Origin of the sequence: Albidovulum inexpectatum, assembly GCF_002927635.1 — a bacterium.
GTDB classification, from domain to species: Bacteria; Pseudomonadota; Alphaproteobacteria; order Rhodobacterales; family Rhodobacteraceae; genus Albidovulum; species Albidovulum inexpectatum.
Map to the genome: position 1 here is coordinate 468,290 of NZ_PRDS01000001.1, position 20,592 is coordinate 488,881.

The 20,592-nt window shown below is 66.0% G+C and carries 20 protein-coding genes and 1 tRNA gene; 9 read left to right on the forward strand and 12 right to left on the reverse strand.

Annotated features, from left to right (window positions below; genetic code table 11):
* Positions 1–873 (reverse strand): N-formylglutamate amidohydrolase, encoded by an 873-nt coding sequence (locus LV82_RS02410; RefSeq protein WP_104069081.1) that lies wholly within the window; start codon positions 871–873, stop codon positions 1–3.
* 146 nt (positions 874–1,019) lie between these two features.
* Here LV82_RS02410 and LV82_RS02415 point away from each other — a divergent pair.
* Positions 1,020–1,094 (forward strand) — tRNA-Val (locus LV82_RS02415).
* A 67-nt stretch (positions 1,095–1,161) separates the two neighbouring features.
* The gene (ykgO, locus tag LV82_RS02420) at positions 1,162–1,287 is read left to right on the forward strand and encodes a type B 50S ribosomal protein L36 (protein WP_104069082.1); all 126 of its coding nucleotides are present in this window, start codon (positions 1,162–1,164) and stop codon (positions 1,285–1,287) included.
* A 73-nt stretch (positions 1,288–1,360) separates the two neighbouring features.
* Here the strand turns inward: ykgO and LV82_RS02425 are convergent, their stop codons facing one another.
* The 8 genes from LV82_RS02425 to mutM all read right to left on the reverse strand — a co-directional run bounded on the left by LV82_RS02425 (position 1,361) and on the right by mutM (position 10,104).
* Positions 1,361–3,037 (reverse strand): peptidoglycan-binding protein, encoded by a 1,677-nt coding sequence (locus LV82_RS02425; RefSeq protein ID WP_104069083.1) that lies wholly within the window; start codon positions 3,035–3,037, stop codon positions 1,361–1,363.
* 84 nt (positions 3,038–3,121) lie between these two features.
* Positions 3,122–3,748, reverse strand: coding sequence for a LysE family translocator (locus LV82_RS02430; RefSeq protein ID WP_104069084.1), 627 nt, complete (start codon positions 3,746–3,748; stop codon positions 3,122–3,124).
* 40 nt (positions 3,749–3,788) lie between these two features.
* Positions 3,789–4,898: a DNA replication/repair protein RecF gene (gene recF / locus LV82_RS02435; protein WP_104069305.1), complete on the reverse strand. Its 1,110-nt coding sequence runs from the start codon at positions 4,896–4,898 to the stop codon at positions 3,789–3,791.
* Positions 4,899–4,945: 47 nt separating this feature from the next.
* Positions 4,946–6,067, reverse strand: coding sequence for a DNA polymerase III subunit beta (gene dnaN / locus LV82_RS02440; protein WP_104069085.1), 1,122 nt, complete (start codon positions 6,065–6,067; stop codon positions 4,946–4,948).
* 85 nt (positions 6,068–6,152) lie between these two features.
* On the reverse strand, positions 6,153–7,535 hold the full coding sequence (gene dnaA, locus LV82_RS02445; protein ID WP_104069086.1) for a chromosomal replication initiator protein DnaA: 1,383 nt from the start codon (positions 7,533–7,535) through the stop codon (positions 6,153–6,155).
* A gap of 521 nt (positions 7,536–8,056) precedes the next feature.
* On the reverse strand, positions 8,057–8,323 hold the full coding sequence (rpsT, locus tag LV82_RS02450; protein ID WP_104069087.1) for a 30S ribosomal protein S20: 267 nt from the start codon (positions 8,321–8,323) through the stop codon (positions 8,057–8,059).
* Positions 8,324–8,417: 94 nt separating this feature from the next.
* Complete coding sequence (locus tag LV82_RS02455; RefSeq protein ID WP_104069088.1) at positions 8,418–9,194, reverse strand: enoyl-CoA hydratase; 777 nt, start codon at positions 9,192–9,194, stop codon at positions 8,418–8,420.
* A gap of 58 nt (positions 9,195–9,252) precedes the next feature.
* A complete protein-coding gene (mutM, locus tag LV82_RS02460; protein WP_104069089.1) occupies positions 9,253–10,104 on the reverse strand; it encodes a bifunctional DNA-formamidopyrimidine glycosylase/DNA-(apurinic or apyrimidinic site) lyase in 852 nt (283 codons plus the stop codon).
* A gap of 79 nt (positions 10,105–10,183) precedes the next feature.
* On the opposite strand from mutM, the gene ubiE reads away from it, so the two are divergent.
* Both ubiE and ubiB read left to right on the forward strand, forming a co-directional pair.
* The gene (ubiE, locus tag LV82_RS02465) at positions 10,184–10,936 is read left to right on the forward strand and encodes a bifunctional demethylmenaquinone methyltransferase/2-methoxy-6-polyprenyl-1,4-benzoquinol methylase UbiE (protein ID WP_104069090.1); all 753 of its coding nucleotides are present in this window, start codon (positions 10,184–10,186) and stop codon (positions 10,934–10,936) included.
* 3 nt (positions 10,937–10,939) lie between these two features.
* Positions 10,940–12,469 (forward strand): 2-polyprenylphenol 6-hydroxylase, encoded by a 1,530-nt coding sequence (gene ubiB / locus LV82_RS02470; protein WP_104069091.1) that lies wholly within the window; start codon positions 10,940–10,942, stop codon positions 12,467–12,469.
* Between the two features lie 9 nt (positions 12,470–12,478).
* On the opposite strand, the gene LV82_RS02475 is transcribed toward ubiB, so the two are convergent.
* Positions 12,479–13,474, reverse strand: coding sequence for an asparaginase (locus LV82_RS02475; protein ID WP_104069092.1), 996 nt, complete (start codon positions 13,472–13,474; stop codon positions 12,479–12,481).
* Between the two features lie 175 nt (positions 13,475–13,649).
* Here LV82_RS02475 and LV82_RS02480 point away from each other — a divergent pair, with 175 nt between their 5' ends.
* Positions 13,650–14,186, forward strand: a complete 537-nt coding sequence (locus LV82_RS02480) for an invasion associated locus B family protein (RefSeq protein WP_170063331.1) — start codon at positions 13,650–13,652, stop codon at positions 14,184–14,186.
* Between the two features lie 220 nt (positions 14,187–14,406).
* Here the strand turns inward: LV82_RS02480 and gyrB are convergent, their stop codons facing one another.
* Positions 14,407–16,845: a DNA topoisomerase (ATP-hydrolyzing) subunit B gene (gene gyrB / locus LV82_RS02485; RefSeq protein ID WP_104069094.1), complete on the reverse strand. Its 2,439-nt coding sequence runs from the start codon at positions 16,843–16,845 to the stop codon at positions 14,407–14,409.
* 146 nt (positions 16,846–16,991) lie between these two features.
* On the opposite strand from gyrB, the gene LV82_RS02490 reads away from it, so the two are divergent.
* The 4 genes from LV82_RS02490 (at position 16,992) to rpsO (ending at position 19,679) form a co-directional block, all read left to right on the forward strand.
* Positions 16,992–17,645, forward strand: a complete 654-nt coding sequence (locus LV82_RS02490; protein ID WP_104069306.1) for an RluA family pseudouridine synthase — start codon at positions 16,992–16,994, stop codon at positions 17,643–17,645.
* A complete protein-coding gene (locus tag LV82_RS02495; RefSeq protein ID WP_104069095.1) occupies positions 17,645–18,187 on the forward strand; it encodes a DUF1643 domain-containing protein in 543 nt (180 codons plus the stop codon). Before LV82_RS02490 ends, LV82_RS02495 begins: the two co-directional genes overlap by 1 nt.
* A 120-nt stretch (positions 18,188–18,307) precedes the next feature.
* Entirely contained in the window at positions 18,308–19,276 is a 969-nt protein-coding gene (locus LV82_RS02500; RefSeq protein WP_170063332.1) for a calcium-binding protein, read from the forward strand.
* Positions 19,277–19,409: 133 nt separating this feature from the next.
* A complete protein-coding gene (gene rpsO, locus LV82_RS02505) occupies positions 19,410–19,679 on the forward strand; it encodes a 30S ribosomal protein S15 (protein ID WP_104069097.1) in 270 nt (89 codons plus the stop codon).
* Between the two features lie 75 nt (positions 19,680–19,754).
* Here the strand turns inward: rpsO and dapB are convergent, their stop codons facing one another.
* A complete protein-coding gene (gene dapB, locus LV82_RS02510) occupies positions 19,755–20,567 on the reverse strand; it encodes a 4-hydroxy-tetrahydrodipicolinate reductase (RefSeq protein WP_104069098.1) in 813 nt (270 codons plus the stop codon).
* Positions 20,568–20,592 lie beyond the last annotated feature (25 nt).

Consider the following 20,592-nt stretch of genomic DNA (forward strand, 5'->3'; position numbering starts at 1 on the left):
CTACTCGGCGGCGATGGGACGCGCGGCCGTGCCGCCGTGTCGCACGATATCGGCAAGCTGCCTCAAGGCCACGTTGAGCCGCCGGCGGAAAGCGTCGAACCCGGCATGGGGGGCGATCAGCGTTTCATCCATGTAGAGCGCCCGGTCGATCTCGATCTGGACGGCATGGATGCCCCGAACCGGACGGCCATAGGCCTGTATCGTGTAGGCGCCGGCAAAGGGTGAATTGCGCGTGGTGCAGAAACCGGCCGATTCGAAGGCCTGTTCGATCTGCGCGATGACCCGCGGGCTGGCCGACGATCCATAGCGATCGCCGATCACGATCTCGGGCCGTCGCCCGCCCCGGATGGAAAAGCCCGAAATCGCGTCATGCGGCATCGAATGCATGTCGATCAGGACCGATTCGCCGAATGCCTGATGCGCCGTGCGCACCAGGTCGCGCAGACAGGCATGATAGGGGTCCCAGACCGCCTGCAGCCGCTTCTCGGCCTCGTCGCGCCGGATCTTTCCGCGATAGATCGCGCGGCTGCCTGCCACGACGCGGGGGATGACCCCAAGCCCGGCCGCCACGCGCGGATTGTGCGGCCGGTGATCCAGATCTGCAATCAGGGCGGGGTCAAGTTCGTCGCGCGCGCGGTTCAGATCGACATAGGCCCGGGGCATGCGCGCCAGCAGCAGCGGTGCGCCGAAATCCGGCACATCGGCCAGCAGCAGATCCAGAAAGGCATCTTCGGACGACCGAATCGCGCGTTCGTCCAGCATGGTGCGCCGCAGCAGGTCGGCCGGATAGTCGCGCCCCGAATGCGGCGAGGCAAAAACCACCCCCGAGGCAAGGCGTCTGGGCAGAATAAGATCAAAGGGCGCGTTCGGCATGCAAGACTTTCCCGATGTTCGCACTATAGCGCGACGAAAACCTGTGCCAAACCCCCTTGAAAGCCCCCCCGAGTCCTTTTATACGACCGGGGCCGAAGCGGTTCGGCCCGCTACTGAAAGTGGCGCGCGGGACTCGTCGACGGATCGGGCGGTTAGCTCAGCGGTAGAGCACTACGTTGACATCGTAGTGGTCACTGGTTCGATCCCAGTACCGCCCACCATCCGCCCCCCTTGCGGGGGCGCCAATGTTTCAAGGGCGCGACGCGCGCCGCGAATAGGAGAAGGCCGATGAAGGTCAAGAACTCGCTCCGCTCGCTGAAGTTGCGCCATCGCGACTGTCAGATCGTGCGCCGCAAGGGCCGCGTCTATGTGATCAACAAGACGCAGCGCCGCTACAAGGCGCGTCAGGGCTGAGACGCGGAAAGCGAATTTTCGTCAAAGAGGCCGCCGGACATCCGGCGGCCTCTTTCCTTTCAGTGCCGACAGATCACAGCGAATCGATCAGAAGTCGGGCCACGGTCTGCTGGTTCAGATAGCCCGTCACCGGCAGGCCGCGCGCGGTCTGATAGCGGCGAATCGCGCGCCTTGTATCCTTGTCGAAATTCCCGTCCACGCGACCGGGCTTCAGGCCCAGCGCATCAAGCCTCTGCTCGATCAGGCGACGGATGCCGGCATTGAGCCCCAGCGCGTTCTCGACCTTCTGGGCCTGCTCGATCTCGGCCTTGTTGCGGTTGTCGTCCTCGGCCTCGGCCAGCCGGGCGCGCGCCTGGTCGGCAAAGGCGCCGTTGGGATATGCGGCCAGATATTCGCGCCACGCGGCCGGCGTCCCGATCGATTCGGCACGATCCCACGCGGCGCGGTCGGCGGCCTGCGCCTCGGCGCGGCGGCGTTCCTCGAATACGGCCAGACGTTCCTGGGCCAGCTCCGCGAACAGCCCGTCGGGGTAGCGCTTTAGATAGGCCCGCAGGCCGGCCTCGTCGCCCGCGGCGCCGGTCTGTTCCCAATAGAGCCTGTCCTGACGCTCCTGCTCGGCCTGGCGCTTGGCGGCTTCGGCCTCCAGCTCGGCCGCGCGGCGCTCGGCCTGGGCCGCCAGCTGGGTGCGCTGATCGGCTGTCAGATAGCCGGTCGCTTCGTGCCCGTTCTGCGCCTGCCAGGTCGCGATCGCCCGGCGCGAGCCCGGGCCGAAGATGCCGTCGATTCCCTTCGGATCGATGTCGAGGATCGAGAGATCCCGCTGAACCTGGCGGCGCTGGTCGCGCGTCAGCTTCATTGCCTCTTCGGCCGCGCGGGCCCGCGCCACCGGATCGTTGGCCTCCTCGATCGCACGTCGGGCCTCGGCGGCATGGGGGCCGTCGGGGTAACGCCGCAGATAGGATTCATAGGCGGCGACGGTGCCGATTTCCCGGGTGCTTTGCCACAGGGTGCGCTCGGCCTGATCCATCTCGGCCCGGCGTTCGTCCGCCGTAGCGCCCTGGGCCTGTTGCGGGGTATCCTTGGGCGGCAGGAACGGCGCCAATGCGCCTAGATAGCCCATGACCGCCAGGTCCTGAGCCCTTGCCCGATCGGCAATCTGCGCGTGGCTCTGCCCGGGCTGTAGCAGCTCGCCCGCGGTGAAGTCGGCAATTTCGGCCGCATCGCCCGAAATGACCATCACCCCTTGCGGCACTTCGACGGGTCCGATTCCCGGGACAAGCCCCCGGCCCAGCGGAATCTTCCGATCCTCGGTTCCCAGGATGACGATCGCGCCGCCGGGGCGTTCGGCCGCGATCCGCAAGACCGTGTCCACTGCCAGGCCCTGAGCATCGACACGCGACAGATCGGGCCGATCGGCCTCGGCGCCCAGCAGCCAAGTCCGTTCGCCGGAATGCGCGAAATGACCTGCCAGCAGAATCACGCTGCGCCCCGGCCCGGACATGTCGGACAGATGCTGGGCCAGCAGGGCGCGCATCTTGTCCGTCGTCATGTCGCCGCCAAGACGCAGACGAAAACCAGCCTTCTCCAATGCCTCGGCCGCAAGGCGCGAATCATCCGCGGCGCGGATGTCGTCGGCGTTGCGGTAATTCTCGTTCCCGATGACCAGGGCGGCGTCCTGCGCCATTCCCTGGCCCGCGACCAACCCGATCGCGATGGCAAGCGCGCTTGCGCGTCCCGATGACTTCAGCATGAACGATCTCCCTGTGCGATCCGTTGTGACGCCATGTTGGCATGCAGCTCAACGTTATGCGATCACCGCGGGTTCCCCCACGGGTCAGATCGCGGACAGGGCAATGACAAGACCCACGCCGATCAGCAGACCCCCTGCGCCGGCATTCATCCACCACAGGGCGCGTGGCGAACGCAGAAGATCGCGCGCCCGGCCGACCATGTGCGACAGCGCCAGATTCCCCATCAGCGGCACCAGCGCCGAAACCCCCGCGATTGCGGCCGCATCCGCAAGGCTTACGCTGCGCAGGTCAAAAAAGCCCGGTAGGACACCCATGTAGAACAGAACCGCTTTCGGATTGCCCAGGATCGCCCCGACCCCGGCCGCAAAGCCCGCCCAGCGACCGGGTCGGGTCAGGCGGCTGTCTGCCCCCACGGGTCGTCCCGCGTGGCGGATCAGCGCGGCGCCCATGACACCAAAGACGATGGCCGCCACGATCCGAAGCACCCACATGAAGACATCGACCTGATCGACGATCCAGGCCAGCCCGTAGATCGCGACCAGAGGCCACAACAGATCGCCCAGGGTCACGCCCACCGCAAGCGGCCAGGCCGAGGCGAAACCGCCCGCCAGCGCCCGCGCCGTCAATGCAACCCAGACCGGGCCAGGCGTGAGCCACAGCAGGCCCACCGTAAGCGCATAGGCCAGAAGTGCGCCGACAGACAGCGTCATGCTGCGCGCGCCCAACCGCCAGACAGGATCAATGTCACGATCACGCCCTTTCCGTTATCTCCGAGACGCCCCCCTTCTCGGTCACCTCGCACAGCTGCGCTCGGTCCGCAAGCGGTGCGAACAGCTCTCTGCCCGTTCCGGTCAGGAATGCCTGGGCACCCAGATCGCAGATCCGATCATACAGCGCGGCCCGACGATCGGCGTCAAGATGGGCCGCGACCTCGTCCATGAGCAGGATCGGCGGCGCGCCGATATCCTGCACCAGCGCACGGGCATTGGCCAGAACGACCGAGATCAACAGCGCCTTCTGCTCGCCCGTCGAGGCCTGCGCGGCGGGCAGGTCCTTGGCGGAATAGGTCGCCTCGAGATCCACGCGATGCGGCCCGACCAGCGTCCGACCGGCCGCCATGTCGCGCGCGCGTCCCCGTGAAAGGGCCCGGGCCAAGTCCTCGGCCGTTTCGGGCATGTCCTCGCCATCCGGTCCGATGATCCGCAGGTCTGCCGCGGGAAAGGCGTCGTCCAGCTCCTGTTGCGCCGCCATGACCCGGGCCAGCGCCATGCGCCGGCTGGCAGCGATCGCCGCGCCGGCCTCGGCCATCCGCGCCTCCAGCGCCTCGTACCAGCGCGCATCGCGCACCTCGTCCTTCAGCAGGCGGTTGCGCTGGCGCATCGCCTTTTCATAGGCCAGCGAAGAATCCGCGTGAGTCGGATCGAAGCTGAGTGTCATGCGGTCAAGAAATCGTCGCCGCCCTTCGGCGCCTTCGGTCCAAAGCCGGTCCATCGCCGGAACAAGCCAGAGTAGCCGCACGATCCGCCCCAGCGCCGCCTGCGCCGCGGGCTTGCCATCGATCAGGACGCTGCGCCCCGCCCCGCCTTCGGCAAAGGTCTCGATCTCGTGCAGGCCGTGGGGCGTATCCAGATCGGCGCGCAGCTTCCAACCCAGCGATTCGGGCCGTCGGGCCAGCTCATCGACCGAGGCGCGCCGCAGGCCACGGCCCGGCGACAGCAGAGACACGGCCTCCAGGATGTTCGTCTTGCCGGCACCGTTGGGGCCGAAAATGGCAACGGGTCTGCCATCAAGGCGCATCTGGGTGCTGCGATGCGACCGGAAATGCGCCAGTTTCAGATGGGTGATGGCAAGCCGCGCCAACACAGCCCCCTTTGCCCGCGGCCCGGCCCGGGCGCGCCCGGACCCGGTCAGACGCGCATCGGCATCACGACATACAGTGCGGAAGTGTCGTTGCCTTCGCGCACCAGCGTCGGGTCGCCGGCCGAGTTGAACAGGAACACGGCATTCTCGCGGTCGATCTGACTGGCGATCTCCAGAAGGTATTTCGCGTTGAAGCCGATCTCGAGCCGTTCATCGGCATAGGCGACGGACAATTCATCCTCGGCCGCGCCCGAATCGGGGGCGTTCACGGACAGGATCAGACGGTCTTCCTCCATCTGCAGCTTGACCGCACGCGAACGCTCGGACGACACGGTGGCCACACGGTCGACCGCACGCGCAAATTCCGCGGCATCGACCTCCAGCCGACGCGAATTGGTGGTCGGAATGACGCGGCTGTAATCGGGGAACGTGCCGTCGATGACCTTCGAGGTCAGCGTGATCGCGGGGGCGGCAAAGCGTACCTTGGTTTCGCTGACCGATACGGCGATTTCACTGTCGTCATCGTCCAGAAGCTTGCGCAGCTCGCCCACGGTCTTGCGCGGTACGATCACGCCGGGCATCGATTCCGCGCCCGCCGGCAGCGGCGCGTCGATCCTGGCCAAGCGATGGCCATCGGTCGCGACGCAGCGCAGGACCTTGCCACCATCCTCGCCCTCGGCGACATGCATGTAGACGCCGTTCAGGTAATAGCGGGTCTCTTCGGTCGAGATCGCGAATTTCGACTTGTCGAACAGCCGTCGCAGCACGGGCGCGGGGGCTGCGAAATTGGCCGTGTATTCGGAAGACGCCATGACCGGGAAGTCTTCCTTTGGCAGCGTCGCCAGAGAGAAGGTCGACCGCCCCGCCTGAACCGTCAGCCGCCCGGCTGCCGGATCGTCGGTAATCGAGACCAGCGCGCCGTCCGGCAGCTTGCGCACGATTTCGTGCAGCAGCTGGGCCGAAACCGTGGTGGCGCCGGCCTTCTCGACCTGGGCCGGGGCACGATCGACCACTTCGATGTCCAGGTCCGTGGCACGGAAGCTGACCGTGTCGCCCTCGGCCTCGATCAGGACGTTGGCCAGGATCGGAATCGTGTTTCGGCGTTCCACGACCGACTGGGCCTGGCCCACCGCCTTCAGAAGCGTTGCGCGCTCGATGCTGAATTTCATGTCTGCCCCTCCGAGGTCGCCGGGAGCGGAAAGTTAGCGACTTTCCCAGCAGGCTCAAGACTTTTCGGGAAACCCGGCCGCCCGATCACCGGTCGAGCAGGCGGCGCAGCAGGTCCACGTCCTCGGCCAACTGGCTGTCACTGGCGATCAGTTCCTCGACCTTGCGGATCCCGTGCAGGATCGTGGTGTGGTCGCGGCCACCAAAGCGGCGCCCGATATCGGGCAGGGACCGCGTCGTCAGCGTCTTTGCCAGATACATCGCCACCTGGCGGGGCCGGGCGATCGTTCGCGACCGCTTGGGCCCGACCAGATCCGACAGGCGGATGCCGTAATGTTCCGCGACCTTGCGCTGGATGTCCTCGACCGTGATCTTGCGATCCGAAGCCCGCAGGATGTCGGCCAGGCAGTCCTGCGCCATCTCCAGCGTGATCTCGCGCCCCACCAGCGTGGCAAAGGCGAACAGGCGCGTCAGCGCGCCTTCCAGCACGCGCACATTGGTCGTGATCCGCTGGGCCAGGAATTCCAGAACGCCCGGCGCGATCGACAGGTCGGGATACTGGGCGCGGTGGCTTTCGACCTTTTGCTGCAGGATGCCAAGGCGCAGCTCATAGTCGGTGGGGTGCAGATCGACCACCAGACCCCATTGCAGGCGGCTCTTGATACGCTCTTCCAGATCCTTGATCTCGCCCGGTGCGCGATCGGCGGAAATGACGATCTGCTTGCCCTGATCGACCAGCGCGTTGAACGTGTGGAAGAATTCCTCCTGCGTCGAATCCTTGCCCGCGATGAACTGGACGTCGTCCACCATCAGGACATCGACCGAACGGAACATTTCCTTGAAGTCCATGATCTGGCGTTCGCGCAGGGCCTGCACGAAGCGATACATGAACTGCTCGGCCGACAGATACAGAACGCGGGCCTCGGGGCGGCGCACGCTCATCTCGTTGGCGATGGCGTGCATCAGATGCGTCTTGCCCAGGCCGACTCCGCCATACAGGAACAGCGGGTTGAAGCTGACCGGGCCACCCTCGGCCACGCGGCGGGCGGCGGCATGGGCCAGCTCATTCGGCTTGCCGACGACAAAGGTTTCGAAGGTCAGACGCGGATCCAGCGGCGCGCCCGGCAGGTCCGCATCGCTTGCGGCCCGGCGATTCGAAGCATCCGACGCATTGTCCGCCGCTTGAACCGGCTGCGGCGCGCCCGACCCGGCCGGCCTTGCCGACGCCGCGCTGGACACGACGAACTCGACACGCTCCACGCGTTCGCCCGCACTTTCGAAATGCCGCCGGATCTGCTCGGAGAAATTGCGCGAAACCCAGTCGCGCATGAAGCGCGTCGGCGTCTCGATCCGGGCGATACCGTCCTGCAGCCCCGTCAGGCGCAGGGGTTCGATCCACGCGGCAAAATTGTTCTTTCCAATGGATTTGAGAAGCTCTTCACGGACCTGCCCCCACGAGTCACCATTCATCACGATCTGCCCATGTCCTTTACAACGCCCGCACCCCAACGGGCGACCATCCCACACGCGACCCGTCGTGCGGAAAACACGTCTCCGTTGGCCCGATGCGGATGCCCGGTCCCGGTGTTCCGTTTTCCAACCCTTATGCCGGGACAAAGCGGCACAGGCGAAACACCCGATTCGCGGGTATTCCCTTCCTTTCCACGGACCGGGCCGAGCGGTCATCGACCGCGCGGTTTCGGCCGCAGTGGCCAGAGACTGGCCACATGCCGGAGGTTGTCAGGCAGGTCCGCCCCGACCCCCGTGGTTACCGCATGTCCCCCCAAGGCGACGTGAATCGCGAGGCCAAGCTAGCAAGCCCGCCGCACCGGTCGCAACAGAACTTCGCGCTTGACTCGGATACCGGCGGAACGAATCCCGAGTCGCGTGTTTTTTGGCCACATCGGCACCAGACGGGCACCCACGAAAGTCCGCACAGAAAAAGGGCGCGACCGAAATCGCGCCCTTTTTTCAATGACTTGGGATTTGCGTCAGGCTTCCAGAGCCTTCACGCGCTGCGCCAGGCGCGACATCTTGCGCGCGGCGGTGTTCTTGTGAAGGACGCCTTTGGTCACACCGCGGAACAGTTCGGGCTGAGCGGCACGCAGGGCGGCCGTCGCCAGCTCGCGGTTGCCCGAGGCGATCGCCTCTTCGACCTTGCGCAGGAAGGTGCGGATCCGCGAACGACGCGCCTTGTTCACGGCTTGACGACGCTCGTTCTGGCGGGCGCGCTTCTTGGACTGGGGCGTGTTGGCCATGTTTCGGTTTCCGGTTTCGCTTCGGGTAAATCTGAAGCCGCGCTTCTAGGGCCGACTCGACTGGAAGTCAACACCGTGACGCGCGAAATCCGCGCTATCGGTCGCGGAACTGGGCCTGGCGCTTTTCAAGGAAGGCACGCATCCCCTCTTTCTGGTCCTCGGTCGCAAACAGGGCATGGAACAGCCGCCGCTCGAACAGGATACCTTCGGCCAGCGTCGTCTCGAAGCTGCGGTTGACGGCCTCTTTCGCCGCGCTGACCGCAATGGCGGATTTCTCGGCGATCTTGCGGGCCGCGGCCAGGGCTTCCGGGATCAGGTTTGCTGCCGGCACGACGCGGCTGACCAGGCCGCACCGCTCTGCCTCTTGGGCATCCATGAAACGCCCCGTCAGATGCATGTCCATCGCCTTGGACTTGCCGACGAAGCGGGTCAGCCTCTGGGTTCCGCCGATCCCGGCGATCACGCCCAGATTGATCTCGGGCTGGCCGAATTTCGCAGTGTCGGCGGCAATGATGAAGTCGCACATCATCGCCAGTTCGCATCCGCCGCCCAGCGCATAGCCCGCGACCGCCGCGATGATCGGCTTGCGGCAACGCAGGAATCGGTCGGTCTCTTCGGCGAACATGTTCTGCGTGAACACGTCGACAAAGGACTTTTCGGCCATTTCCTTGATATCGGCTCCGGCGGCAAAGGCCTTTTCCGAACCGGTCAGGACGATGCAGCGCACCTTGTCGTTGGCGTCGAGCGATTCGACCGCATCGGCCAGTTCCGACATCAGCTGGGAATTCAGCGCATTCAGCGCATCGGGCCGGTTCAGCCGGACCAGCGCCACGTCGTCTTCGATCTCGACGATCAGGGTTTCATAGGCCATGGATCTGTCCCTTGAATTACAGGCACCGAGTCCTAGCAGCCCTGTCGCATGGATCAAGTCATCTCTGGCAGGCCGGGCAGAAGAAGGTGGAACGCCCCGACTGGACGATGCGGCGAATCGTGCCCGAACAACCCGGTGTGGGACAGGCGGCGCCTTCGCGTCCATAGGCGCGAAAGCTGTGCTGGAAATAGCCCAGCTCGCCATCGGCCCGACGATAGTCGCGCAAGCTCGACCCACCCGCCTCGATCGCCTCGGCCAGGACCGCGCGAATCGCCGGCACCAGCGCGGCGACCCTATGCCGGGCGATCGCCCGCATCCGGCGCCGCGGATCGATCCCCGCGCGGTGCAGGACCTCGCAGGCATAGATATTGCCCAGCCCCGCGACCACGCGCTGGTCGAGAAGGGCCGCCTTGACCGGGGTCGCGCGCCCCGACAGGCGATCGATCAGATAGTCTTCGTGAAACGCGTTGCCAAAGGGTTCGGGGCCAAGATCGCGCAACAGCCTGTGGTCGTCCGCCCGGTCGGTCGCGAACAGGTCCATCGCCCCGAAGCGGCGCGGGTCGTTGAAGGTGATCCGGACATCCCCTTCCACATGCAGGACGACATGGTCGTGCCGGTCGCGCGGCCGGTGATCGTGGACGAATGCGCCCGGCGCATGGCCCGAGATCAGCATCCGCCCCGACATTCCCAGATGAATCAGCAATGTCTCGCCGCCCGACAGATCGGCCAGCAGGTATTTCGAACGCCGCCGCAGGCCAAGCACGCGCCGGCCCGACAGGCGCGCGGCCATGTCGCGGGGCAAGGGAAAGCGCAGGTCCGGACGGTTGACCTCGGCCCGCAGGATCGTCCGGCCTTCCATCACCGGGGCCAGCCCGCGACGAACCGTTTCGACTTCGGGCAGTTCGGGCATGTCATCCGATCCTTCTGGTCGCATTGTCTTGGCGCACAGGGCCTCTATAAGGGGGGCAGGCGCAGAAACGGCAAGGTCCATGAGCGACAATACCACCCGTACGACCCATTTCGGCTTTCGCGACGTGCCGGAAGAGGAAAAGGCCAGCCTGGTTCACGGCGTCTTCACGCGCGTGGCCAGCCGCTATGACCTTATGAATGACCTGATGAGCGCGGGCATCCACCGGCTGTGGAAGGACGCGATGATGGACTGGCTGGCGCCACGTCCCGGCCAGCACCTGCTGGACGTGGCGGGCGGGACCGGCGACATCGCCTTTCGCTTTCTGCGCCGGGCCCCGCAGACCCGCGCGACCGTCGTGGACATGACCGAATCGATGTTGATCGAGGGCCGCCGCCGGGCCGAGGCCGACCAGCTGGGCGAGCGACTGGACTGGGTCGTGGGCGATGCCATGGCGCTGCCCTTTGCCGACAACAGCTTTGACCGCTACACGATCAGCTTTGGCATCCGCAATGTCACGCGAATCGAGGATGCCCTGGCCGAAGCGTATCGCGTGCTCAGACCCGGCGGGCGGTTGATGGTGCTGGAATTCAGCCAGGTGCCCGTGCCGGGCCTGCAATGGCTCTACGATCTCTATTCCTTCAACGTGATCCCGGCGATGGGACAGGTCGTGACCGGAGACCGCGACAGCTATCAATACCTGGTCGAATCGATCCGCCGCTTTCCCGATCAGGACACGTTTGCCGACATGATCCGCGCGGCGGGATTCGAACAGGTGAAATACCGCAACCTGACGATGGGCGTGGCGGCCCTTCACTCTGGCTGGAAGATCTGACCCTTGCGCGGACCTCACAATATCTGGCGGCTGATCCGGACAGGCGCGACCTTCGAACGCACGGGCGCCATGCGCGTGGCGCTGGAAGGTCTGGAGGCGCCGCCCCGCCTGCGGCTTCTGGTGCGCGTGCTGGCATGGCCCTTCCGCTGGCTTGGCTATCGCGGCGATCCGGCGCTGCCCCCGGTGACGCGGGCCCTGACGGCGCTTGGCCCGGCCTACATCAAGTTCGGCCAGGTCATGTCCACCCGCCCCGATGTCGTGGGCGAAGAGCTCGCGAACCAGCTGCGGGTGCTTCAGGACAAGCTGCCGCCCTTTCCGATGGAACAGGCCAGGGCCACCATTGCCGAAGAGCTGGGCCAGCCGGTCGAGACGCTCTTTTCGGAGTTCTCCGAGCCCGTGGCGGCGGCGTCGATCGCGCAGGTGCATCGCGCCCGGATCGCCGCGACGGGCCAGGAGGTCGCGGTCAAGATCCTGCGGCCCGGGATCGAACGCGCCTTCCGGCGCGACATCGACGCCTTCCACTTTGCCGCCGCGCTGATCGAGGCCCTGCTGCCCGGCACGCGCCGGCTTCGGCCGACCGACGTGGTCCGCCATTTCGAAGGCGTCGTGATGGGCGAACTCGACCTGCGGCTCGAGGCGGCCTCGGCTTCGGAATTCGCCGCGAATACCGCAGGGGACGAAGGCTTTCAGGTGCCCGAACCGGTATGGCACCTGTCCTCGCGCCGGGTGATGACGCTGGGCTGGGCCGAGGGCATCCCGCTGGGCGATGTCGAGGCCATTCGCGCCGCCGGTCACGACTGCGTGGCGCTGTCGCAGCGGGTGCTGCAGCTCTTCCTCAGCCACGCCCTGCGGGATGGCTATTTCCATGCCGACATGCATCAGGGCAACCTCAAGGTGGCAGCGAATGGCGACCTGATCGCCTATGATTTCGGCATCATGGGCCATATCGACGAATATACCCGCCGGGTCTATGCCGAGATCCTGATGGGCTTCATCCGGCGCGATTATCGCCGCGTGGCCGAAGTCCATTTCGAGGCAGGCTATGTCCCGCCCGACAAAGACGTGGACGAATTCGCCCGCGCCCTGCGCGCCGTAGGCGAACCGATCTTCGGCATGGATGCCAGCCAGATCTCGATGGCGCGGCTTCTGGCCTATCTGTTCGAGGTGACGGAGCGGTTTGGCATGCAGACGCGCACCGAACTGATCCTGCTGCAGCGAACCATGGTCGTGGTCGAAGGCGTCGCCCGATCGCTGAACCCCAACATCAACATGTGGCAGACCGCCCGGCCCGTGGTCGAGCGCTATATCCGCGAAAATGTCGGGCCAAAGGCGCTGGCGCGCGACCTGATCCGTACCGCCAGGGTGCTGGGCCGATTCGGGCCGCGCCTGCCGGACCTTGCCGAGTCGCTGCTGCGGCGCGAGGCCGAGGCCGAACCCGCGCCGATCAGGCACGGCCGCCTGCGCGGCGGGTTGACCTTCCTGGCGGGCGCGGCCATCGGCGCGGCGGCGCTGACGCTGGTCGCGGCGCTCTGACGCGGGCGCTCAGGCGGGAAAGCCCGGCGCGCGCCGCATCTCGCCTGCATGAAGGCCGCGCCAGCTGCGCAGCTCGACATCCAGGAACTTGCGCACCACGGGATGGGCCGGATCCAGCACGCCCAGATGGACCAGCAGCGCCGTCATGGCTGCTTCCGAGGCACGCGTGCCGCCGTCCACGATCTTCAGCGCAACCGCGCGTCCGATCTCGGGCAGGATGGCCACATAGACCGCTTCGGCCCCCGTCTTGATCGCGCCGCGTCCGCCGATCGCGCGCATCAATTCGGTGCAGGCGCGGCCCTCGCCCGCCACCAGGACGGGATTTGCCCCCATGGCGCGAACAAGCCGATGCGCAGCCCTTTCCCGCGCATCCCCCGTCTCGCGCGCGGCCGCGAAGAAGGCCATGGCGCGCGCCAGCCCATGGACCGTGGTCGCGAAATTCGGGGCCGAACAGCCGTCGATCCCCCAGCCGGGCGACGGAAGCCCCGTGAGCTCCTCGAACACCGCGCGTACGGCCTGCTGCATCGGATGGTCGGGTTCGACATATTCCGGGCCCGCCTTGATGTGGCGGCTGTAGGTCAGGAAACCGGCATGCTTGCCCGAGCAATTGTTGTGCAGCTGGCAGGGTTGCCGGCCCGAACAGACAAGGGAATTCTTCGTTTCATTGTCCCAGGGCAGATGCGTGCCGCAGCGCAGATCCGATTCGGACAGGCCGATCGCGGCCAGCCATCTCTCCACCGTCTGGGTGTGGATCGCCGCGCCGCTGTGACTTGCGCAGGCCAGGGCCAGATGGGCATCCGTCAGCCCATGCCGATCCGCCGCGCCGCTTTCGACCAGCGGCAGGGCCTGGACCATCTTGCACGACGAACGCGGATAGATCACGGCATCCAGGTCGCCCCAGGCCTGCACGACCTGTCCGGTTTCGTCACAGATCACCGCATGGCCCATATGGACGCTTTCCAGCAATCCGCCCCGCCACAGTTCGATCATTGGCACTGCTGGCATCTCTTGCCCCTGTCTTGCACATCACCGTTGCGCGATTTTCCGCCACGGGGGCTTTTACCCCGGCTGGCCGATAAGCTATGCAGTGCATAACGATGAACCGAAATCACCGCCACGGATTTTTCCGGCCCATGCCGGGCCAGGCGGGCACGAGGCAGACAGCGGGAGGCTGAGGCAGATGATCCTTCGCATCGCACAGGCCATGGCAGCAGCGGCACTGATCACGGCGCAGGCCGCACCGGCAACGGCGCAGGTTTCCACCAACCGTGTCGCCGCGCAAACGGCATGGAGCGTCTTTGTCGAGAACGACCCCAAGGAATGCTGGGGCGTTTCGGCCCCGACGGAAACGGTCAACACGCGGGACGGCAAGCCCGTCTCGGTGCGGCGCGGGGACATCCTGCTGTTCGTCACCTACCGCCCCGGCGCAAGCGAGGGCGAGGTCACCTTTACCGGGGGCTATCCCTTCGCCAAGGGATCGACGGTCAGCGTCGAGATCGGCGGACAGAAGTTCGCGCTGATCACGCACGAGGACAATCCCGAATGGGCCTGGTCGGCCTCGCCCGAGGAAGACGCCAAGATCATCGCCGCCCTGCGCGCGGGCTCCGAGGCCGTCATCACGGCCCGCTCGAGCCGTGGAACGCAGACGAAAGACACGTTTTCCCTGATGGGCGTCAGCGCCGCGCTGGACGAGGCCAGGAAGCGCTGCGCCAACTGACGGCCACTTGCGGGACGGCACCGGGCTGTCCGCAGCATATCCTGGCCTGTCCTGGGACGGGGTGCAGACATAGGTCCGTCTTCTGATCGGCAGGGATGCCGCCCTCTGCCACGCGCCGTCGTTCGGAATTCGGCATTCATGCGCAACAGGGCGGAACTTGCCGCCGCAGGGTTCCCCCGCAGCCGGGGGAACGCCAGTTCGGGAATTCGCCGGCGCGAAATCAGAAGTCGAGATTCTCGACGCTCAGGGCATTCTGCTGGATGAATTCGCGACGCGGCTCGACGACATCGCCCATCAGCTTGGTGAAGATGTCGTCGGCCTCGGCCACATCCGCGATGCGGACCTGGTTCAGAACCCGTGCGGCCGGGTCCAGCGTGGTTTCCCACAGCTGCTCGGGATTCATCTCGCCCAGACCCTTGTAGCGCTGCAGGGTCAGGCCCTTTTCGCCTTCCGAGATGATCGCGGACAGAAGCTCGGTCGGGCCGTGGATCGGCTGTTCGCGGTCCTTGCGGATCAACCGCGCGATGCCGCCATAGACATCCTGCAAGGCCCGGGTATGGCTGGCCAGACGCCGGGCTTCGCCCGAACGCAGGATCTGGCCGTCGAAGACGCGCACCTCCTCGACCCCGCGCAGCATGCGCGAAAAGCGCAGCCCATGGTCCTGGGTGGGGCGGCCCTGCCAGCCGCGTTCGTATTCGGCCGCGATCTCGTCCAGACGGCGGGCGACCTCGTCGGCGACGCCCTGCGCATCCGCATCCAGACGGCCCGGCAGCAGCGCGCCGGCAATCGCCATCTGTTCAAGGATGTGAGACGGGTAATGCGTGGGAAAGGCCGACAGGCTCTTGCGCACGACGCGCGCCTCATCCACCACGCGCTGCAGATCCTGCCCCACGATCTCCTCGCCCGAGGCAAGGCGCAGCATGGCGCCTTCGATTCCCTGCGCGATCAGGTAATCCTCGAGCGCCGCCTGATCCTTCAGATAGACCTCGGACTTGCCGCGGGCCACCTTGTAGAGCGGCGGTTCGGCGATATAGAGATGCCCGTTCTCGATCAGCTCGGGCATCTGGCGGAAGAAAAAGGTCAGAAGCAGCGTGCGAATATGGGCGCCATCCACGTCCGCATCGGTCATGATGATGATCTTGTGATAGCGCAGCTTCTTCAGATCGAACTCATCCCGCCCGATGCCCGTGCCCAGCGCGGTGATCAGCGTGCCGATCTGGTCGGAGGACAGCATGCGGTCGAACCGCGCGCGCTCGACGTTCAGGATCTTGCCGCGCAGTGGCAGGACGGCCTGATTGCGCCGCTCGCGGCCCTGCTTTGCCGATCCGCCGGCCGAGTCACCCTCGACGATGAACAACTCTGACAGCGCGGGGTCCTTCTCCTGGCAATCGGCCAGCTTGCCGGGCAGCGAGGCCACGTCCATCGCCGTCTTGCGCCGGGTCAGCTCGCGCGCCTTGCGGGCGGCCTCGCGCGCCAGCGCGGCCTCGATGATCTTGCTGACGATGATGCGGGCCTCGTTGGGATGCTCCTCGAACCATTCGTTCAGTTTTTCGCCAACCAGGCTTTCGACCGCCGGGCGCACCTCGGAGCTGACCAGCTTGTCCTTCGTCTGGGACGAAAACTTGGGGTCGGGCACCTTGACCGACAGCACGCAGGTCAGGCCTTCGCGCGCATCGTCACCGGTGAAATCGACCTTCTCGCGCTTGGCGATGCCCGATTCCTGGGCGTATTTCTGCAACGTTCGGGTCAGCGCGGCCCGCAGACCGGCCAGATGTGTGCCCCCGTCGCGCTGCGGGATGTTGTTGGTGAATGGCAGGACGGTTTCGTGATAGCTGTCGTTCCACCACATCGCGACTTCGACGCCGATGCCGTTGCGTTCGCCCGCAATGTAGATCGGCTCGTCGAACAGCGGATTCTTGTGACGATCAAGATACTTGACGAATTCCTTGACGCCGCCCTCATAGCACAGCTCGGTGCGCTGCAGCTCGGCGCCGCGATTGTCCTCGAGGATGATGCGCACGCCGGAATTCAGGAAGGCCAGTTCGCGCAGGCGTGTCTCCAGCGTCTTGTAATTGTAGTCGAGGTTCAGGAACGTGCCGTCAGGGTGGTTCACCTTCGAGGACGCAAGAAAGCGCACCTCGGTCCCGGTCTCGCCCGGCGCCGCGTCACCCACCACGCGCAGCGGCTCGACCGTCTCGCCGCGTTCAAAGCGCGCAAAATATTCCTTGCCGCCCCGCCAGATGCGCAGCTCCAGCCAGTCCGACAGCGCGTTGACGACCGAAACGCCCACGCCGTGCAGACCGCCCGAGACCTTGTAGCTGTTCTGGTCGAACTTTCCCCCGGCATGCAGCTGGGTCATGATGACCTCGGCCGCCGAGACGCCCTCTGTCGGGTGGATCTCGACCGGGATGCCACGCCCGTTGTCGCGCACCGAAACCGAATTGTCGGCATGAATGCGCACGCGGACGAAATCCGCGTGCCCGGCCAGCGCCTCGTCGATGCCGTTGTCCACGACCTCATAGACCATGTGGTGCAGACCCGACCCGTCATCGGTATCGCCGATATACATGCCGGGTCGCTTGCGCACGGCCTCCAGGCCCTTGAGAACCTTGATGGAATCGGCCCCGTATTCGGCCGCTTTCTGGGCTTGTTCGCTCATTCCCGCCTGTCCTTGCTTCTTGCCGCTTCTTATAGGCCCTTGGGTGGGTATTGTCACGCGGATGACACAAGATTTGGGGGTATGTCGTCGCTGCTGCGCGAGGTCGGGGGCTGACCCGCGCATCGCGCTCTGCTATGGGCCTGACCATGACAGACAGCACCTATGCACCGCCCGACACGCCGCTGACGATCCTGCATGCCGATCACGCCATCGTCGTGGTCGACAAGCCTTCGGGACTGCTTTCGGTTCCGGGCCGGGGCGAGGATCTGTCCGACTGCCTGATCACGCGCCTGCAAGGCGTCTATCCCGAGGCGCTTCTGGTGCACCGGCTGGACCGGGACACGTCCGGCGTGATGGTCTTCGCCCTTACACGCCACGCGCAGCGCCTCCTTTCGGCGCAGTTCGAGGCGCGCAAGACCAAAAAGATCTATCGCGCGCGCCTTTGGGGCCATCTGACCCCGCGCGAGGGGCGCGTGGACCTGCCGCTGATCGTGGACTGGCCCAACCGGCCCCGGCAGCATGTCGATCACGTCAACGGCAAGCCTTCTGTGACGGACTGGAAGGTCATCGCGCATGATCCCGATGGCACGACCCGCGTGCGCCTGTTCCCGTTGACCGGACGCAGCCACCAGTTGCGCGTTCACATGCGGGAACTGGGGCACCCGATCCTGGGCGACGATCTGTATGCCGAAGGTCCGGCGCGCGACTTTCCCCGCCTGATGCTGCACGCCGAAACCCTGCGCTTCACGCATCCCGAGACGGGCAAGGGCGTCAGCTTTTCCTCGCCGGTCCCGTTCTGATGCTGCGGCGCAGGCACCGAAAGGACGACCTGCGATCCGAAGCGCTGTATTCCCCTTGCGGCACATGGCGCTATCGGCTCACGCGGCGATGGGGCGCGGGGCGACTTGTGACCTTCATCCTGCTGAATCCGTCGACCGCGACGGAAAGGGCGGATGATCCAACGCTGGCCCGCTGTGTTTCTCGGGCGCGGGCGCTGGAAGCGGGCGGGGTCTGCGTGGTCAATCTGTTCGCCTTGCGCGCAACCGACCCGCGCGCATTGCGCCAGCATCCCGACCCGATCGGACCCAAGACCGACGGCGTCCTGCTGCGCGCGGCGCGCCAGGCAGGCATGCTGATTTGCGGCTGGGGCAATCATGGGGCATTGCGGGGCCGCGACGCGCAGGTCCGGTCGATGCTGCAAGCAATCGGTGTCCCGCTGTTTCACCTTGGGCTGACGGCCAACGGCCAGCCGCGCCATCCCCTTTATGTCCGGCTGGAGACTGCCCCCATCCTGTGGCACGATTCATCCGAGAATTGCAGCCAGCGCCACGAAAATTTCTAGAATTGAATCTATCCTCTGGCGGTTTGCGGCATCTTAATCATTTCGCACACAGATTGGTGCCGTGGGAAATTCGCCGCGCCAAGGCATCCGGCGCGGCGCGAAATGGTGGGGATGACGACAATGCTGATGCTGGCCGGGCTCATGGGCGTCATGGGCCTTCTGGCGGCAGGAGCCGCGATGGAACTGGCGGGCGTTTTCGACAGTCGCGAAGACGACGACGATGACACCGCGCCCGAAGACGAAGTGCAGACCCGCACCATCGACCAGACCGATGAAAAGGGGATCGAAGGCACGCCGCTGGCCGACATCCTGGTCGGCACGCCGGAAGGCGACATCATGGGTGGCGGCGGCGGCGACGACCAGATCGGCGGCGCGGATGGCGCGGACGTGATCGAAGGCGGCGACGGGCGCGACGACCTGCATGGGCAGGCCGGAAACGACGTGCTCTTCGGCGATGAGGGTGACGACAGCCTGCATGGCGAGGATGGCGACGACACCCTGTCCGGCGGGGCGGGCGACGACGTCCTTCTGGGGCATGAGGGCGACGACAAGCTCGACGGCGGGGCGGACGACGACCGGCTGATCGGTGGCGGCGGGCGGGACCAGCTGGATGGCGGGACGGGCAATGATGGTCTGTCCGGCGCGCTGGGCGATGACACGCTGACCGGCGGGGCAGGACAGGACACCCTGATGGGCGATGACGGCGATGACCTTCTGGATGGTCGCGATCCCGACAATGCGACGCGCGACTTTCTCAACGGCGGGGCGGGCGACGACACGCTGCTTGCGGCGGGCGATGACTGGGCCAGCGGTGGCGAAGGCCACGACCTGTTCGCCCTGGTCGACTGGGCCGGAAGCCCCGATGCCCCGACCGTGATCGCCGACTACAACCCGCAGGAAGACCGCATCGTCCTGCTTTACGATCCGCAAACCCATCCCGACCCCGAGGTAACGGTCGAGCACGACGCCGCGGATCCCGAGACCGCGCGGGTCCTGATCAATGGCGATTTGGTGGCCAAGGTCCTGAACGCGGCGGGTCTCGGATCCGGCGACATCGGCCTTGTGGCAGAAGGGCATGATCCCGACTAGGCCCCTTTTCTTTCGCGCCGAATCCGACTATACGCCCGCATCCGCCGGGCACATTCCCGGCGGATCATCTCCCGGGCCTTGCTGGACGACATCCCGGCTTGCGCCCCTGACACCGAAACGAAAGGAGACCCCGATGTCGATTACCGCCGAAGAAAAAGCCCGTGTCATGAAGGAATTCGCGACCAAGGAGGGCGACACCGGTTCGCCCGAGGTCCAGGTCGCCATCCTGTCCTCGCGCATCGCGACGCTGACCGAGCACTTCAAGACGCACAAGAAGGACAACCATTCGCGGCGTGGCCTGCTGAAACTGGTTGCCCAGCGCCGCAAGCTGCTTGACTACCTCAAGCGCAAGGACGAAGCGCGCTATGCCAAGCTGATCGAGCGTCTGGGCCTGCGCCGCTGAGCCCGACCGACAGCCCGAACACGAAACGGCCGCCGATCCATTTCGGCGGCCGTTTTCTTTGTCCCTGCGCGCCGGTCACAGGCCCAGCACGTCCAGCATGTCATATTCGCCGGGCTTCTTGTCCTGACCCCACAGCGCCGCACGCAGGGCACCGCGCGCAAAGATCGCCCGGTCCGTCGCCACATGGCGCAGCACGATCCGCTCGCCATCCGCCGCGAAGATCACGTCATGTTCGCCCACGACATCGCCGCCGCGAATCGCGGCAAAGCCGATATGGCCGCGCTGGCGTGGCCCGGTAATGCCCTCACGCGCGGGATCGCGCAGATCCTGCAGCGGCTTGCCCCGTCCCTCGGCCGCGGCCTCGCCCAGCATCAGCGCCGTACCCGAGGGTGCATCGACCTTGTGGCGATGATGCGCCTCGACGATCTCGATGTCCCAGTCCTCGTCCAGTGCGGCGGCAACCTTTCGCGTCAACTGCACCAGCAGGTTGACGCCCAGGCTCATGTTTCCGGCGCGGATGATCACCGCGTGACGCGCCGCGGCACGAATCCGGGCCAGATCGTCGTCGGACAATCCCGTGGTGCCGATCACGTGAACGGCACGGGCCTGGGCGGCAAGCGCCGCAAATTCCACGGTCGCGGCCGGCGCCGTGAAGTCGATCACCGCCTGCGCACGAGCGAATGCCTGCAACGGATCGTCCGTCACGGTCACGCCGATCGGCGCACCGCCCATGGCCTCGCCCAAGTCGCGGCCGATCCAGTCGTGTCCCGCCCGCTCGACCGCGCCGACAAGACGGGCACGACCCGATTCGCGGATCACCCGCACCAGCATCTGCCCCATGCGGCCCGAAACGCCGGTCACCACGATCCCGGGGGTGTCTTCGCTCATGCCCATCTGATCCTCCGCCTGTTTT